The following is a 15648-nucleotide window of genomic DNA, read 5'->3' on the forward strand; positions in this document are numbered from 1 at the left end:
CCGGGTAACGAGAATAAAGTAGTGCTTTGAGGAATAGGAACAATGCAAACAATTAATGGATTTCGGCTTTCACCCCAGCAAAAATATCTGTGGCTGTTGCAGCAAGACAGCCCTGCTTATCGCATTCAATCCGCTATTTTTATCGAGGGAATTATTCAAAACGATCGGCTAAAGAAAGCTTTAGAAAAAATCAGCGATCGCCACGAAATTATCCGCACAAGCTTTCAGCGAAAGGCAGGGCTAAAAATTCCTATACAAGTTATCTCCGAACATAGCTCTGTTTCGTGGAACTGGGTTAACTTAAGTGAAGTGACTCCCCAGGAGCAAGAAGCAAAACTTGAAGAGATTTTTCAGCAAGAAAAGAGCGCTTTGTTTAACTTCGAGCGCAATCCTGTTTGGCGCTTGTCTTTAATTACACTTTCATCTGAAAAGCATATTTTGCTGGTCAGTTTGCCGGCACTGTGCGCCGATACCCGGACACTGAAAAATCTGGTTCGAGAACTCAGCCAGTGCTATGCTGCCTGCCTTCGCGGCGAAGAACTTTCCGATGAAGTTGTACAATACGTTCAATTTTCCGAATGGCAAAATGAATTGCTCGAAGATGAGGAAGCGGCGGAGGGCAAAGAATACTGGACTGGGCATAATTTTTCAGCGCTAGCGAGTTTAAGGTTGCCGTTTGAAAATAGATTAATTAACGCGCAAGCTCAATTTACTCCCCAAGCTTTTGAGGTCAAATTAGAGTTAGCTTTGCTGGGAAAAGTGGAAGAGATCGCCCGCCAGTACAACACCTCACTTTCTACATTCTTGCTCGCTTGCTGGAAAATTTTGCTCTGGCGGCTGATTGGTCAATCAGATCTCGCTGTTGGCGTGGCATTCGACGGTCGAAAATACGAAGAACTAGAGCCAGCGTTTGGACTGTTTGCCAAATTTTTACCCCTGTGCAGCCAACTAACAGAAAACTTTTCCTTCGCGGAAACCTTGCAGCAAATTCAGCAGGAAGAACGCGAGGCATACAAATATCAAGAATATTTCTCCCACGAATATCTAGGCAACTCTTCCGGCTTTCCATTTGGTTTCGAGTTCGAGGAACAGCTCGAAAAGCATTCGGCTAGTGGCGTATGTTTTTCGATTTACAAGCAGTATGCGTGCTGCGATCGCTTCAAAGTTAAACTCTCTTGCCACCGCCAAAATGACTCGCTCGCCGCTGAGTTTCATTACGATCCTATCTTCCTTGCAGACAACAGTATCCGGTGCTTGGCAGAGCAATTTTATGCCTTAGTGCAAAGTGTAGCCACCAACCCAGAAACCGCAATCGGCAAGCTCGAAATGCTGAGCGATCGCGCCCGAAATCAATTATTAGTAGAATTTAACAGCACAAAAGCAGATTACGAGCTCGATAAGTGCGTTCACCAGCTCTTTGAAGAACAAGCAGAGCGATCGCCCAACCGTATAGCTGCTGTTTGTGAAAATCAGCAAATTACCTACAGCGAACTCAACGCCCGCGCTAACCAAATCGCCCATTACTTGCAACAATTAGGCATAAAACCAGAGGTGATTGTCGGCATTTGCGTCGATCGCTCTTTAGAGGCGATCGCTGGAATTCTAGGCATCCTCAAAGCAGGTGGCGCCTACCTACCGCTCGACCCAGCCATGCCCAAAGAGCGCCTAGCATTGATGTTGCAAAATGCTCAGACTCCAGTGCTGTTAACGCAACAGCATCTCATCAAAAAATTGCCTGAAACTAAGGCATATATCGTCTGCTTAGATACAGACATTCCCTCTTTTTCTCCTACTACTTTCGTCTCTGCTTCTGGTGAAAATTTAGCTTACATTATCTATACCTCCGGTTCCACCGGCACCCCCAAAGGAGTCGCGATCGAACACCGACAACTGCTCAATTACCTGCACGGAATTCAGGAAAAATTAAACCTGCCATCAGGTGCAAATTATGCCACCGTTTCTACCTTCGCCGCCGACTTGGGAAACACCGTTATTTTTCCGGCTTTGTGTTCTGGTGGATGCCTGCACATCATCTCTCAAGAACGCGCAACAGATCCTCAAGCAATTGCCGCTTATTTTCAGCAACATTCTATCGATTGTCTGAAAATTGTTCCCTCTCACTTAAAAGCTTTGTTGAGCGCTTCTAACGCCACCCAAATCTTACCGAAAAAGCGATTAATTCTCGGCGGTGAGCCTTTGATGTGGAATTTAATTGAAACAATTCAGAAATACAATCCAGACTGCTCGGTATTCAACCATTACGGGCCGACAGAAACAACTGTAGGCGTGCTGACTTATCAGGTAAAAATGCAAGGCGATCGCATTTCCCAGACAGTTCCTTTAGGTCGCCCGCTACCCAACACGCAGATTTATTTGCTCGATTCGCACTTGCAGCCAGTTCCTGTAGGGGTAGCCGGTGAATTATATATTGCTGGGGCGGGATTGGCTCGCGGCTATCTAAACCAACCAGAACTCACCGCAGAAAAATTTATTAGCAAGTCATTGACTCAGGAAGCGGAAACTCGACTTTACAAAACTGGCGACTTAGCTCGCTATTTGCCAGACGGAAATATAGAATTTATCGGTCGCGTCGATCGCCAAGTAAAGCTGCGAGGTTTCCGCATTGAATTAGGGGAAATTGAGGCTGGTCTGTCTCATCATCCCTCTGTACGCGAGGCCGCCGTTTTACTTCAGGAAAATGAACCGGGAAATCAGCGTTTAGTCGCCTATATAGTTTCTGACTCAAAACTCAGCGTTCAGGACTCACAACTGATTGAAAGCCTGCGTTCGTTCCTCAAAGAAAAGCTGCCCGAATACATGATACCTTCTGCTTTTGTGGTTCTGAAAGCGCTGCCACTGACTCCCAATGGCAAAATAGACCGTCAAGCGCTTCCTGCACCGTCCATAGCAGCCAATTTTACAGATACGTTTGTAGGCCCTCGCACTCCCGGTGAGGAGATTCTTGCCGGAATTTGGAGCCAGCTTCTCAACCTTAAAAAGGTAGGAATTCACGACAATTTCTTTGACTTGGGGGGACACTCATTACTGATTACTCAGTTGTTAGCCAAAGTGCGAGAATCTTTTCAGGTGGAATTGCCTTTGCGCGTTTTGTTTGAAGCTCCTACTGTAGCTGGTTTAGCTGAAAAAATCCAAATGCAACAAGAGGGCAACACAGCGGGCTATCGCCCCTCGAATTTCGATATTAATGCTGAAGCTATCCTAGACCCAGCCATCCGCCCTGAAACTGCAATTTTTGAGCCGATGGCTGAACCCACTCGCATCTTATTAACAGGAGCAACAGGCTTTCTGGGAGCCTTTTTACTCAGCGAATTGCTGCTGCAAACTCAAGCAGAAATTTATTGCTTGGTACGCTCGGACGATGCTGAATCAGCCAAGAAGCGCATCCAAAGTAGCCTCGAATATTATTCGATTTGGGACGAGCATCTTAGCTACCGAATTATCCCGATTGCAGGAGATTTAGCTCAGCCACTTTTGGGGCTTTCAGAGGAGCAGTTTCGAGAAATGGCAAGCCAAATTGATGTCATTTATCACAATGGCGCGTTTGTCAAGTTCACTTATCCCTATTCGGTTCTCAAGCTTTCTAATGTTCTGGGAACTCAAGAAATTATGCGATTGGCGAGTCAAATTAAAGTCAAACCCGTGCATTTTGTTTCTACTATATCTGTTTTCTCCTCAGCGGGGGAATCTGGGGTGAAGGCTGTGGGAGAGCAAGACGAACTAACACCGGGAGAATTTCTCAAAGGCGCTTACCCGCAGAGTAAATGGGTAGCAGAAAAGTTAATCGAAATCGGGCGCGAACGCAAAATTCCTATCAGCATTTACCGACCCGGACGTATTTCAGGACACAGCCAAACGGGTGCTTGCAATTCCAGCGATTCACTGTACCGATTGCTTGCCGGTTGCGTGCAATTAGGATGCGTGCCAGACGGAAATTGGATGATGAATGTAGCGCCAGTGGACTATGTGAGCCGAGCGATCGTTCACTTGTCCAGGCAAAAAGAATCGATCGGGAAAAATTTTCACTTAGTCAACCCTCATTCTTTCTACCTAAGTGAATTGGTGGACTGGATTCGCTCAATCGGCTATCCAATCGAGCGGGTTTCTTATGAGACTTGGCAAGCAGAAATTGTGAATCGCGCTGGAAATTCTCCCGATCATGCTTTGTACCCGCTTGTCGGTCTTTTTTCCGAAAAAGTTTCTGAAGCGGAAATGCCACAATCAGGAACGCTACATTTCGATTGCCAAAATACGCTAGATGGACTTGCTACCACTGACATCACCTGTCCGCAAGCGGATGCGAATCTGTTTCGCACTTACTTTTCCTATCTCGCCGATTCTGGCTTGATAGGTAGCCGCAATTAAAACCTGTAAGAGCGCAAAGCATTGCGCCCCTACCTAGCTCAATCTCTGGAGAATTCAAAATGAACGAACAATTGCAGCAAAGACACATGAAAGCGCTGATAGAGCGCTACACCGAGCGCACAAAGACCTCTAAGAATTTCGCGCAAAAATACCGTCGGGTTCTCGCTGACAATCGGGCTTCAGATGGGTTTCGCTTTCCCGTCAAGGAGATGTTTTATCCCATTGTCGCCGAGCGATCGCTTGGCTCTAAAATGTGGGATGTTGATGGCAACGAATACATCGATATCACGATGGGATTTGGCATCAATCTTTTCGGTCATAATCCGCCCTTTATTAAAGAAGCCCTATTAGAGCAACTCGATCGCGGCGTACAAATTGGCCCACAAGCAGACCTTGCCGGAGAAGTTGCGGAATTAATCTGCGAACTAACGGGAATAGAGCGCGTCGCTTTTTCTAATACCGGCACAGAAGCGGTGATGGCAGCCCTACGATTAGCTAGAGCGGCAACTAAACGCAATAAAATTGCTTTGTTTTCGGGTTCTTATCACGGTCATTTTGACCCCACTCTCGCAGTTGTAAAAAAGATAAATGGCGATTTACGCACCATTCCAAAAGCGCCAGGAATTCCTGCTAATTTTGTTGAAGATGTTTTAGTTTTGGATTACGGAAGCCCTCATTCCCTGGAAATTATCAAAGCTCACCAGCACGAATTAGCCGCGGTTCTCGTGGAGCCGGTGCAAAGCCGCCGTCTCGATTTGCAACCTAAAGAATTTCTCCACCAACTCAGACAATTAACAAAAGAATCAGAAATTGCCCTGATTTTTGATGAAATGGTCACCGGTTTCCGAATTCATCAAGGCGGGGCGCAGGCGTGGTTTGGCATTGAGGCAGATATTGCAATTTACGGTAAAATTGTCGGGGGCGGTATGCCCATTGGAATTATCGCTGGAAAAGCTGCTTATATGGATAAAATTGACGGCGGTTTCTGGAACTACGGCGATGATTCCTACCCCCACGTAAAAACAACAATTTTTGCCGGCACTTTTTGCAAGCACCCACTTGCTCTGGCCGCTGCGCGTTCTGTGCTGCGCTATCTTAAAAGTCAAGGCCCAGCCCTTCAGCAGCAGTTGAATCAGCGAACTTCGCAGCTAGTTGAAACCCTGAATGCTTATTTCAAGGAAAATGAAGTCTCTGTCTGGCTTGTAAATTTCGGCTCGCAATTTCGCGCTGTTGCCTCGGTTGAGATAGATCCGCTACTTTTTCACTTACTCGAAAAGCGTATTTTTATATCCGAAGGTCGTAGCTGTTTTCTCTCCACCGCTCACACTAATGAAGACATCGATCGCATCATTCAGGCAGTTAAAGAGAGCATTCAAGAAATGCGCGAAGGAGGCTTTTTCCCGAGTTCTTCTCATCCCCAAGCAGAAGTTGTTTCAATCGCCAGCAAGTAAAACCAGCTAGTAAATTATTAAAGAGTTACAAAGCACATGGTCGCATCCACTACTTACTATTCAGACTACGAGCCTTTGGCTTGGTTGTACAACGAATCCCCAGAAATAACACCAAGCGCCAAGTCTGATAATATATGAATGGTTGAGCGGTCAGCGGCTGCATACCTCGCTAGACCGCAAACCACCTAAAACCCTATCAGGGATTAAAAGTAACTGGTCTACGCTGTCTACAGACGTGTAAACAGTGTAGACATATGGTGCAAACACTTCTAGCTATACTTCACCGTGAGCGGCAAGCTCTTTACGCCTCCATCGGCGATCGATGCGAGCCGATCGCAAAACCGCCGCCATCTTTCCTGATTCTTTAAAACCACACATCCAGCGCTGCCGGGATAATTAGCGTCAAAGTGCAGTCCTAATTCACCCCGGATGCCCTTATCGGAAACTACGGGGTCGTGGGTAATGTGGAAAAAGTCCCCTTCTACGCCGCGAGTTTCCAAGTAATAGGGCTCGCTGGGAATTTGATATTCGCCCTCAGGTATCAGCCCTTTACCGGGCTGCCACTCATCGCCCGGTCGCTGTCAGTCGGCACAGCCAGAAGTCGCCACGTAGGGCTTGCTGAAAAAGTCTGCGATCGCAACAGCAAGATCAATGATTGATTCAAAGCAGGCGCAGGCGTTGCTGGATTAAGGTATGATAGAGAACGAGCGAGAGTAACAAAAAAACATCAACCGAGAATTAAAATCAATGGAATGTCCTGAATGTAAGTCAACTCATGTTCACAAGAATGGACACAAAAAAGGCAAACATAATTATCTTTGTGTTAACTGTAGTAGGCAATTTGTAAACTGTTATGAAGATCAGAAAGGATACGTAAAAGAAGTTAAACAACAATGCCTATCGATGTATGTTAATGGCATGGGATTTCGAGCGATTTAGAGAGTTACAGGCGTACATAATACAACAATTATGGCTGGGGTTAAACAAGTAGGAGAACTGCTGCCAGATTATTACACTCAGCATGACAATACCCGAAGTAGGAGAATTAGATGAACTAGAAACATTTGTTAAGTCAAAAAAAATAAAATTTGGTTGTGGACGGCAGTAAACCACTTTCAAGTAGGTATTTTAGGATGGGTGTTGGGGATCATAGCGATCAGACATTTAAACCTTTATGGGATGAGGTAGTTAGCAAATGGAAATGCTATTTTTATGTGACTGATGGATGGAAGGTTTACCCAATGTTTATTCCAGATGGAGACCACATTGTTTGCAAAACTTACATGACACGAGTAGAAGGAGAAAATACCAGACTCAGACATCCGGATAGCCCGCTTAAAAAGAAAAACTCTCTGTTATTCGGGCTTCAAAACAAATGCTTAAACATTCAATTCGATTACTAATTCACTATCTTAAGTTTAATAGTGTTCCCGTTCCCTATCAATTAATCATTACGATCGAGTGAGATGAAGAGCGAGCGCGCTTATCATACCTTAATCCAGCAACGCCAAATATTAAAGATGCCCCAGCTTTTTTTAGGGCTTTTTCTATTTCTTCTCTATGAGTGAATGCCATAGTTGTGAATTAACACACAAGCGCCTTTCCCAGCACAGGCACGAGTTTTCTGATAAGAAAAGCCTCGAAAGTAATACCATCTATTGAGCCTACTAAATTCACAGATTTTAAAACTTTTTTGACGGATATTGCTCCCAATATCGATACATTTGGGCCACGCCTGTTTGGTTTGGGTCAAGAGAGCTCTTGAACCTTTTAACGATCGGGCATATAACCTGACCATCGCCAGATTAACTCGCCTATTCATCAATAAAGATTAAGTCCTCTACCTTAAGCTTATTTACTTGCGGCCAGAACTGGACTCGCAGGTTTTCAACTCTGTCGCTGCCTTTGGCCGAGGGAAAGAGCGTTTTTTTTGAAGGTCATGTTTAAGCGTTGTGTCATTCTGCCCATTGTCGCTCGGCTGATAGTGACACTGATTTTTTCATGGAGTAATTTACAAAGCTCTTCGAGAGTCGCATCGTCCGGAGCCTCAATCAATTCGGCTAAAATTACCAGTTGTTCGCAACCTCGTTTAAGTGGCAAGCGAACATCTATGAGTTTGAGGTGAAATGTCTTTGGTTTGACGGTATTGTTGGAGCAATTTTTGCACGAAGCTCAAAGCTACACAAAATCCCTTGGCTATTGTTCTTTGTGAGATAGGTTCAGTTTCGTAAACGTTAATTATTTTTTGGCGCAAGTCAAGAGAATAAGATTTCATTTTTGATTAATGTCTCATGTTTTCTGTAATCATTCGATCGCATAAATCGATCGCACCGGAGCGATCGACCGCACCGGATCAATTGACTGCCGAAAAGCTCGTGAGGCTCGACGAGCAGCCTGGTTTACAGTAGGAAAGCGGGGCGCACACTCACCGATTGAATCAAAGGTTTCCGATCTGTTCGATCTACTATTTTCTGATTAGTTTAAGTTAGTGCTGTTGTACCTCATCTACCTGAGAAAAGCTATATTTACATATTTTTACATAGTTGGCTTTTTTTGTACCTACCTACTTATCGCATTCCCAAGGAAGGTTTGAGTCGTCCAGAGGCTTTGCGACGGGCACAGGTGAGGTTGCGGACAATTTCGGGTGCGGAGTTGCAGCGGCTTTATCAACCGCCCATCGCTCCGTTGCTTCAGACAATTATTGGAGATTTAAAGTCAAAATAGGCTGCGGTTCAAAAAGAAAAACAGGAGTTAAAATTGCGGCATAAATCCTACCACAAGAAGACGGATGAGTTTAATAAGTTGGGGGCGGAGTTGAAGGAAATAGTGAAGCGGGAGAATCAGATTCAGAAACAGAAGAAATAATATGAAAGTTGGAAATAAAATATTTATACTATGTCAAATCCTTTTGATGATTTGATTTAGTGGTCGGGGTTTATTTGTCAGGGTTTGCATTGATCTCTGGTGTTTAATTATGTCAACAAACACGTCAGACACACATTCCGACAGGGAATTAATTCCCTGTCTGGCTTTCGGCAAAACGCGCTATTTGATCTACATTTATCGGCCCTAATCCCCGTTCATCTGCGCTTAAAAATCGGGTTCCGCAGCTAAAAGCTCGATCGATAAATCCATCTGTTCCTTCCCCCGCGCCAAAAATCTTTCGCACTCCTGCCAGCACTCCACAGCCACCCCAAACTCCTCGAAAACCTCCTCTAGAGGCAAATCTCCCGATTCCACCCGATCGATAATTGCTTCAATTCGATCGACCGTTTCCTCATAATTCCAGTCAGACTGGCGCAACTGCGAATCAATCATAACTTTTCTTCCGCATCCAATACTTCTACAATCTTAACTTTCAGCACGCCCCGACTCAACCTCACAGTCAATTCTTCTCCCAATTCCAAACCGTCAGTTGTGCGGACGATCGTACCGTCACTTTGGATTACCGCCGCATAACCCCTTTGCAAAACCGCCGCCGGATTCAGTGCGGATAACTTTTCTTGCAATACCTCCAGTTTACCAGTTGCTTGCCGCAAAGTTCGGGATGTCGCAGGCAACCGTTTTAATCGATTTTGTAACAGTTGCAAATGCTCTTCTTCTGTCTGAAATCTTGCCCGCACAGCACTTGCTAAATTGACCATTCGCTGCTTGTGTTCAAAGTAAAGATCTGCCAAAATTGGTACAGCTTGAGCGGCCGCCGCAGTGGGAGTGTGGGCTCGTTTATCTGCTACTAAATCGGCGAGAGATTCGTCTCTTTCATGCCCGATGCCTGTAATAATTGGAATCGCACAATTCGCGATCGCCCTGACAACTCTCTCATCATTAAAACAAGCCAAATCTTCCGCAGAACCGCCGCCCCGCGCTAAAATGATCGCATCCGCCCTACCGTCCAATTCTACCCGGGCGATCGCCCTAGCAATGGCAGCAGCAGCCAATTCTCCCTGCACTCCTGTCGGCGACAGCAACACCCGCAAACCTGGATACCTTTGGGCTAGAGTGCGCTGAATGTCCCCCCAAGCAGCGCCGGTATCGGATGTCACCACGGCCACAATTTGCGGGTGGGCGGGAATCGGGCGCTTTCGGGCGGGATCGAAGAAACCCTCAGCATCCAAGCGCGATCGCAATTGCTGCAACCGCAAAGCCTGCAACCCTTCCCCAGCCGGTAGCGATTGCACAACAGTCAACTGGTACTCGCCGCGATTTTTGTAAACCCGGATGCTTCCCAAAACCAGCAACTGTTCTCCTTTTGCGGGCATTTGCACCAATTTTTGCCGCTGAGAATTCCACACCACGCAGCGAATGGCAGCGCTTTTGTCGGTGTCGCACAGAGTGAAAAAGCAGCCGCTGGGGTGGTGCGAAACGTTGGACACCTCGCCTGTCAGCCAAACTGATTGCAGGTTGCGATCGCCCTCCAACAAGTCTTGCAGGTAAGATGTTAGTCCGGCAACAGACAACGCTGTATCGGGAAGAATTGAAGTCATCCAATTTTAGATTTTAGATTTTAGATTTTAGATTTAGGCTACTATCAATACTTCGGACAGTGTGTGATTGCCAACCGTAAAATAAGGGTTTCAGGGCGATTGCGCCATCGAGTTCCTAACGGAAAATCAAGGGTTTCAGACTAGGATCTAAAAATAGTCCGGACTATTGTACTAGATCTAAGGTAATTTATTTGTAGGCCGATCGGGCGATCGTAAATTAACTGCAAACAAACTCATGATATCAGATACAACGACTTCGATGAATGTGCTGCGCCAAGAGGCTGCGGCGATCGGCATTACTGAGGCCGAAGCCAGAAAATATGGCGACCTCCGACATAAAAGAACTTGGTCTTTGGCGATCGAACATCACCTCTCAATGCAAGATTTTGCCGATCAAATAGAAACATCCTTCACAACTTGCGAACCCGATTCCTCCAGCGCACTCAACCACTCTCAGACTGCGGAGTCGAAAGGCTATGGTATTCAGCTAACTGCGAACCTAGGGGAATCTGGAGTAACAAGGCAGAACCAAACAGCATCTCTTGCTTCGTTTCAACAGCAAGCAGAAGAAATCGGGCGATCGCAGGGCAATTCTGACCACCGCAGCAACCAAAGCCGAGGTTTTAAACAAGTAGTTCAAAATCATATTAAAGCATTAACAATTGCATCCGCCACCCGCACAAATCAGCCGAATTCACAACTGGGAAATTGGGTTTGTCCCGAGTGCGGGCCGGAGGGCGAAATTAGCTGTCACCTGTGCGAGGGTACTGGCAATGTAGACGATATTGCAGCTATTGGGTGGACGCTAGCTTATATGGAAATGTTGGGCTGTTCTGCTCGCGAAATCGAACCGCTCAGGAAATTTCCGCCTTCCTTAAATATTCTGGAATTGAATTTAAAAGTTTGTGTTGCTATCAAACAAAGTAGCGAAGTTTTAGCCAGGACTGAAAAATGGGTAATTGGTAATTGGTAATGGGTAATATCCAATTCGGTTACATCGCTCCGAATACCCAAGTGCGACCGTCCCACTCGCTAGCAAAGAATCTGCACATCGCCCAAGCGAAGAACATTGCATCTAGGAAAATCATCAAATTCTATCTCTTTCTTCCCATCTCCCAAGTCGAAACTCAAAACTTTTCCCCATCCCCTCATTTCCCGTCGCTAACAAACAATATGGATTCCAGTTTTTTCAAAGCAACTTCTAAATCATCATTAACAACCTGAAAATCAAATTCCCCCGCAGCTTCAATTTCCTCTTTAGCCCGCAGCAACCGACGGGCGATCGCACTTTCGGAATCTTGACCCCGATTCCGCAGCCGCCGCTCCAATTCTTCCCAAGAAGGAGGTAAAATAAAAATTCGCAGCGCCTCTGGAAACTTATTTCTAATTTGCCTAGCCCCTTCCAACTCAATTTCGAGCAATACCCATTTTCCCTCAGCGGTAACCTGCTGGAGACCAAAATAGGGAGTACCGTAAAAATTGCCGGCAAACTCGGCCCATTCGGCCAATTCTCCAGCCTCAACCATTTGTTCAAAGCGGCTGCGGCTGACAAAATAGTAATGCTTTCCCTCAATTTCTCCCTCACGGGGCGATCGAGTTGTCACCGATACCGAAAGATACAATTCGGGATGGCGATTGAGGAGCGATCGTACTAAGGTGCCTTTCCCCACACCGCTAGGCCCCGTCAGAACAATTAATTTACCAGATTTCATTTTTAGAATAGAAACGTGTAACAATTTAAGTTTCTGCTTACTTTAGACTGTAAACGCTCAAATTGCAACTGACCAACCTCAATCATCCCGACCTTGACCGTCTTTGCCGATCGCAAAACGATTAGCAACCGTTTCCGGCTGAATCGCCGAGAGGATGACGTGACTCGAATCTGTAATAATTACCGCTCTCGTGCGGCGGCCGTAAGTTGCGTCAACCAGTTGTCCCCGCTCCCGCGCATCAGTAATAATCCGCTTAATTGGCGCTGACTCGGGACTGACAATGGCAATCACTCGATTAGCAGACACAATGTTACCAAAACCGATATTAATTAATTGAATATCCATGAAAATCTTAATCTGTAGGTGAACGATTGACTATCAATCCTTACTTTTTATCATATAATATACAAAAATTTTTTCTGAGAATCCTCAAATTAATTCCAACTAAGTTTTTTAGTTTCTACCTAAAAATTTTACCCTTTTGACGCCGAGTACCCCGTTCTTTATCAAAAATTTAAAAAAGACTCGCTGTTGCCGCTCTATCTTAAAGATTCCATAAAAGCATCGATTTTTAGTGGCAAATAAAAGCATGAGCTGTATCGAGAAAACAACACGTAAATGTTGCGAAATATAAATTTATTTGTCGGAATAGGGAAATTTCAGTATTATCAGTGATAAATGACAGTAAATATTCGCAAATCGAAGTCTATACTAACAGTATTGAGACTGATGCTGCTTTGATGAGCTTTCCAAGCTAAACTAAAAGTTGCTGGCGATCGCACTTTATGCCCGATTTTCCACAAAAATAGGACTAAGGCCAACTGGCACAAAGGTATGTAGTTGCGCTTCAGCGCTCTTTCCTAAGCTAAGAGCGCTGAAGCGCAACTACATACCTAAAATTTAATACCAATTTGTGACAGTTGCGTAAGTCCTAAAAAAGATTGGGGATGATGTGCCAAACTACAGATGTTTCTTGCATCATGTTCTACAATAAAATTGGTTGGTAGTGAGGAATGCAAGTCCTATTAATACCAATAAAAAAAGTGTCTATCCAATTATCAATTTTATAACAATAAAAGTTACGCAAAAAGTGATTTTACGCATGAATTATAGCGGATTCCAGGTTTATGAAGTGTAGGGACACGGCAGTGCCGTGTCCCTAGGGATATCGAACGATCTGGGGTGTAATTTATAAACCTGGAATTGGCTGGATAGCGGTAAGACTCCATGCACACCGCACCCTACGCATACAGGATATGCGTAAATCTTGTTCAACAAAAAACCGGGATTAATGCAGATAACTTCACCCGCATTAATCCCGAGTTATTCCACACTTAAATTAAGCAGCAACTAAACCGCTGTGTCTCAACAAAGCTTTAGTGCTCGGTTCGCGTCCCCGGAAAGTTTTAAACACTTCCATCGGGTGCAAACTGCCGCCCAATCCTAACACTGTATCTCGGAAGCGCTTGCCTGTAGAGGCGATCGCACTTTCATCTTCCAAACCCGCTTCCTCAAACGCCGCAAAAGCATCAGCGCTGAGGACTTCCGCCCATTTATAACTGTAATACCCCGCCGCATAGCCACCCGCAAAAATGTGTCCGAAAGCGCACAAAAATGCGTCTTCTTCCAGAGGAGGCAAAACAGTCGTAGTTTTAGCGATGCGGTTGCGGACATCGGCCACAGTTTCGCTGCCGCCCGATCGGTAGCGGTGGTGCAATTCGATGTCAACGCTGCTAAAATGTACTTGCCTGAGCATGGCGGTGCCGCTCATGTAGTGGCGCGCTGCTAGCAGCTTTTGATAGTAGTGTTCCGGCAAAGTTTCCCCAGTTTGGTAATGCTTTGCCATCCCGAACAAAGTCGCGCGATCGTAACACCAATTTTCCATAAATTGACTGGGCAATTCCACCGCATCCCACTCAACATTATTGATGCCCGAAGCCCCCGGATAGTCTACCGTTGTCAGCATATGCTGCAAACCGTGACCGAATTCGTGAAACAAAGTTTCGACTTCCAAAAAAGTCATTAAACTCGGTTTGCCGTCAACCGGAGGACTTTGGTTGCACACCAAATAAGCCACCGGCAACCGCGTGGTTGTCTTGGACGCTTCCACAAATTTAGCGCGCACCACGCACTCGTCCATCCAAGCACCGCCGCGCTTTTCCTCGGGGCGGCTGTAGGGGTCTAAATAGAAATTGGCGATCGTATTTCCTGCTTCATCATTTATTTGGAAATAGCGCACATCTTCGTGCCAGACAGGAGTTTGACCGTCCGCCGCAGTTACTGTCACACCGAACAGCCGCTTTACTAATCCAAATAACCCCTCTAATACCTGTGGCAAAGCAAAATAAGGCCGCAATTCTTCGGCACTAAAAGCAAACTTTTCTTCCCGGCGCCGTTCCGACCAAAAACCAATATCCCAGTGCTTCAAATCTCCAGCTTCCGCCGCGCCTTTTTCGGCAGCAAAAGCTTTCAATTCTTCTAAATCTTTGACAGCCGCACTGTAACTAGCTAAGCGCAATTCTTCTAACAAAGCTTCCACTGCTGCAACGTCGGGAGCCATTTTGCTCGCCAAACTCAATTCGGCATAACTGCTAAACCCGAGCAAAGCAGCTTTTTCCTGGCGCAAAGCCAAAATTCGATCGGTCAACGGCCAGTTATTCAATTCTCCGCTACTTGCTCTGCCGATAAAAGCTTTGTACAACTTTTCGCGCAAGTCGCGGCGGGTGCTGTGCTGCATGAAAGGGCCGTAACTCGGAAAGTCTAAAGTAATCCGCCAAGGGCCGTTTTCGGCATCCGCATTTTCTTCGCCCGCGCTGCGAGCGGCTTGAGCTGCTAAACTCAACAAACTCGGCGGCAAACCGTCAATTTCGTCTTTGTTTGTGAGGGTGATGCTGAATGCTTTGGTAGCGTCGAGGACGTGATTGGAAAATTGGGTAGTAATTTCGGCTAATTCTAATTGAATGGCATTAAAACGCTCTTTTTGCTCGCCTTCTAAACCGACGCCGGAGAGTTGGGCGTCTCGGAGAGCGGCTTCGACAATTCGCTTTTGAGCTGACTCTAAGCTGTCCCAATTTTCGCTAGCCCGCAGCGCTTTAAAACCTTCATAAAGCGGTTTGCTTTGACTGAGCTTGCTCCAAAATTTTACTACTTCCGGCTGCACTGTTTCGTGAGCCGATCGCAGTTCCGGGCTATTTTTCACGCCCATCAAATGTCCGACAATGCTCCAGCTCCAATTTAAACGCTCTCCGAGTCGCTGCAATGGTTCTACTAAGCCGCTCCAAGTCGGCTCTACAGACGATTCTAAGTCAGCTAGCGAGGCTTCTAGTTCGGTCAGCAGTTGGGTAACAGCGGGGACTACGTGTTCCGGTTCGATCGCGTCAAATGGAGGCAATCCTTGACCGATTAGTAACGGGTTATCAGCAATAGTTACGGTTGCAGTCATTGATTTTTCTTGTAACAGGTTGAAAACAGGTGAACTAGACAGATTAGCTTTTAATCTTTTAACACAGTTGTCAAAAAAGTAGGACTCGATCGGGCGAGAGTCGGAGAGTCGGAGAGTGTCTCAGTGTCCGATGGGAAAAGTATTCCTTCTGACTGATGACTAATGACTGCTGACTA

At 45.8% G+C, this 15648-nt stretch carries 11 protein-coding genes and 1 pseudogene; 5 read left to right on the forward strand and 7 right to left on the reverse strand.

Features of this window, described 5'->3' with window-relative positions; translation table 11 throughout:
- Positions 1 to 42: 42 nt before the first annotated feature.
- Complete coding sequence (locus QUA78_RS00600; RefSeq protein ID WP_333305165.1) at positions 43 to 4383, forward strand: amino acid adenylation domain-containing protein; 4341 nt, start codon at positions 43 to 45, stop codon at positions 4381 to 4383.
- A gap of 59 nt (positions 4384 to 4442) precedes the next feature.
- Entirely contained in the window at positions 4443 to 5834 is a 1392-nt protein-coding gene (locus QUA78_RS00605; RefSeq protein ID WP_333305163.1) for an aspartate aminotransferase family protein, read from the forward strand.
- A gap of 269 nt (positions 5835 to 6103) precedes the next feature.
- Here QUA78_RS00605 and QUA78_RS00610 read toward each other — a convergent pair whose 3' ends face one another.
- Positions 6104 to 6334 carry a hypothetical protein gene (locus QUA78_RS00610; protein ID WP_333305161.1) on the reverse strand — a complete coding sequence of 77 codons (231 nt, stop codon included), beginning with the start codon at positions 6332 to 6334 and terminating at the stop codon, positions 6104 to 6106.
- 247 nt (positions 6335 to 6581) lie between these two features.
- Here QUA78_RS00610 and QUA78_RS00615 point away from each other — a divergent pair.
- Positions 6582 to 7299: pseudogene (locus QUA78_RS00615) on the forward strand (IS1 family transposase).
- Between the two features lie 1088 nt (positions 7300 to 8387).
- A complete protein-coding gene (locus tag QUA78_RS00620) occupies positions 8388 to 8558 on the forward strand; it encodes a hypothetical protein (protein WP_333305159.1) in 171 nt (56 codons plus the stop codon).
- Between the two features lie 366 nt (positions 8559 to 8924).
- On the opposite strand, the gene xseB is transcribed toward QUA78_RS00620, so the two are convergent.
- Both xseB and xseA read right to left on the reverse strand, forming a co-directional pair.
- Positions 8925 to 9152: an exodeoxyribonuclease VII small subunit gene (gene xseB / locus QUA78_RS00625; RefSeq protein ID WP_333305157.1), complete on the reverse strand. Its 228-nt coding sequence runs from the start codon at positions 9150 to 9152 to the stop codon at positions 8925 to 8927.
- Entirely contained in the window at positions 9149 to 10318 is a 1170-nt protein-coding gene (xseA, locus tag QUA78_RS00630; protein ID WP_333305155.1) for an exodeoxyribonuclease VII large subunit, read from the reverse strand. Before xseA ends, xseB begins: the two co-directional genes overlap by 4 nt.
- Before the next feature lie 235 nt (positions 10319 to 10553).
- Between xseA and QUA78_RS00635 the strand changes: the two genes are divergently transcribed.
- Positions 10554 to 11291, forward strand: a complete 738-nt coding sequence (locus QUA78_RS00635; protein ID WP_333305153.1) for a hypothetical protein — start codon at positions 10554 to 10556, stop codon at positions 11289 to 11291.
- A 175-nt stretch (positions 11292 to 11466) separates the two neighbouring features.
- Here the strand turns inward: QUA78_RS00635 and gmk are convergent, their stop codons facing one another.
- From gmk to QUA78_RS00655, 4 genes are all read right to left on the reverse strand, one after another.
- Positions 11467 to 12030, reverse strand: a complete 564-nt coding sequence (gene gmk / locus QUA78_RS00640; protein WP_333305150.1) for a guanylate kinase — start codon at positions 12028 to 12030, stop codon at positions 11467 to 11469.
- A 78-nt stretch (positions 12031 to 12108) separates the two neighbouring features.
- Entirely contained in the window at positions 12109 to 12375 is a 267-nt protein-coding gene (gene remA / locus QUA78_RS00645; RefSeq protein ID WP_172193250.1) for an extracellular matrix/biofilm regulator RemA, read from the reverse strand.
- A 323-nt stretch (positions 12376 to 12698) separates the two neighbouring features.
- A complete protein-coding gene (locus tag QUA78_RS00650) occupies positions 12699 to 12860 on the reverse strand; it encodes a hypothetical protein (RefSeq protein ID WP_333305149.1) in 162 nt (53 codons plus the stop codon).
- Positions 12861 to 13369: 509 nt separating this feature from the next.
- The gene (locus QUA78_RS00655; RefSeq protein WP_333398497.1) at positions 13370 to 15472 is read right to left on the reverse strand and encodes a M3 family metallopeptidase; all 2103 of its coding nucleotides are present in this window, start codon (positions 15470 to 15472) and stop codon (positions 13370 to 13372) included.
- Between the last annotated feature and the right edge of the window lie 176 nt (positions 15473 to 15648).

This window comes from Microcoleus sp. K4-B3, from assembly GCF_036704615.1.
Taxonomy (GTDB): Bacteria; Cyanobacteriota; Cyanobacteriia; order Cyanobacteriales; family Microcoleaceae; genus Microcoleus.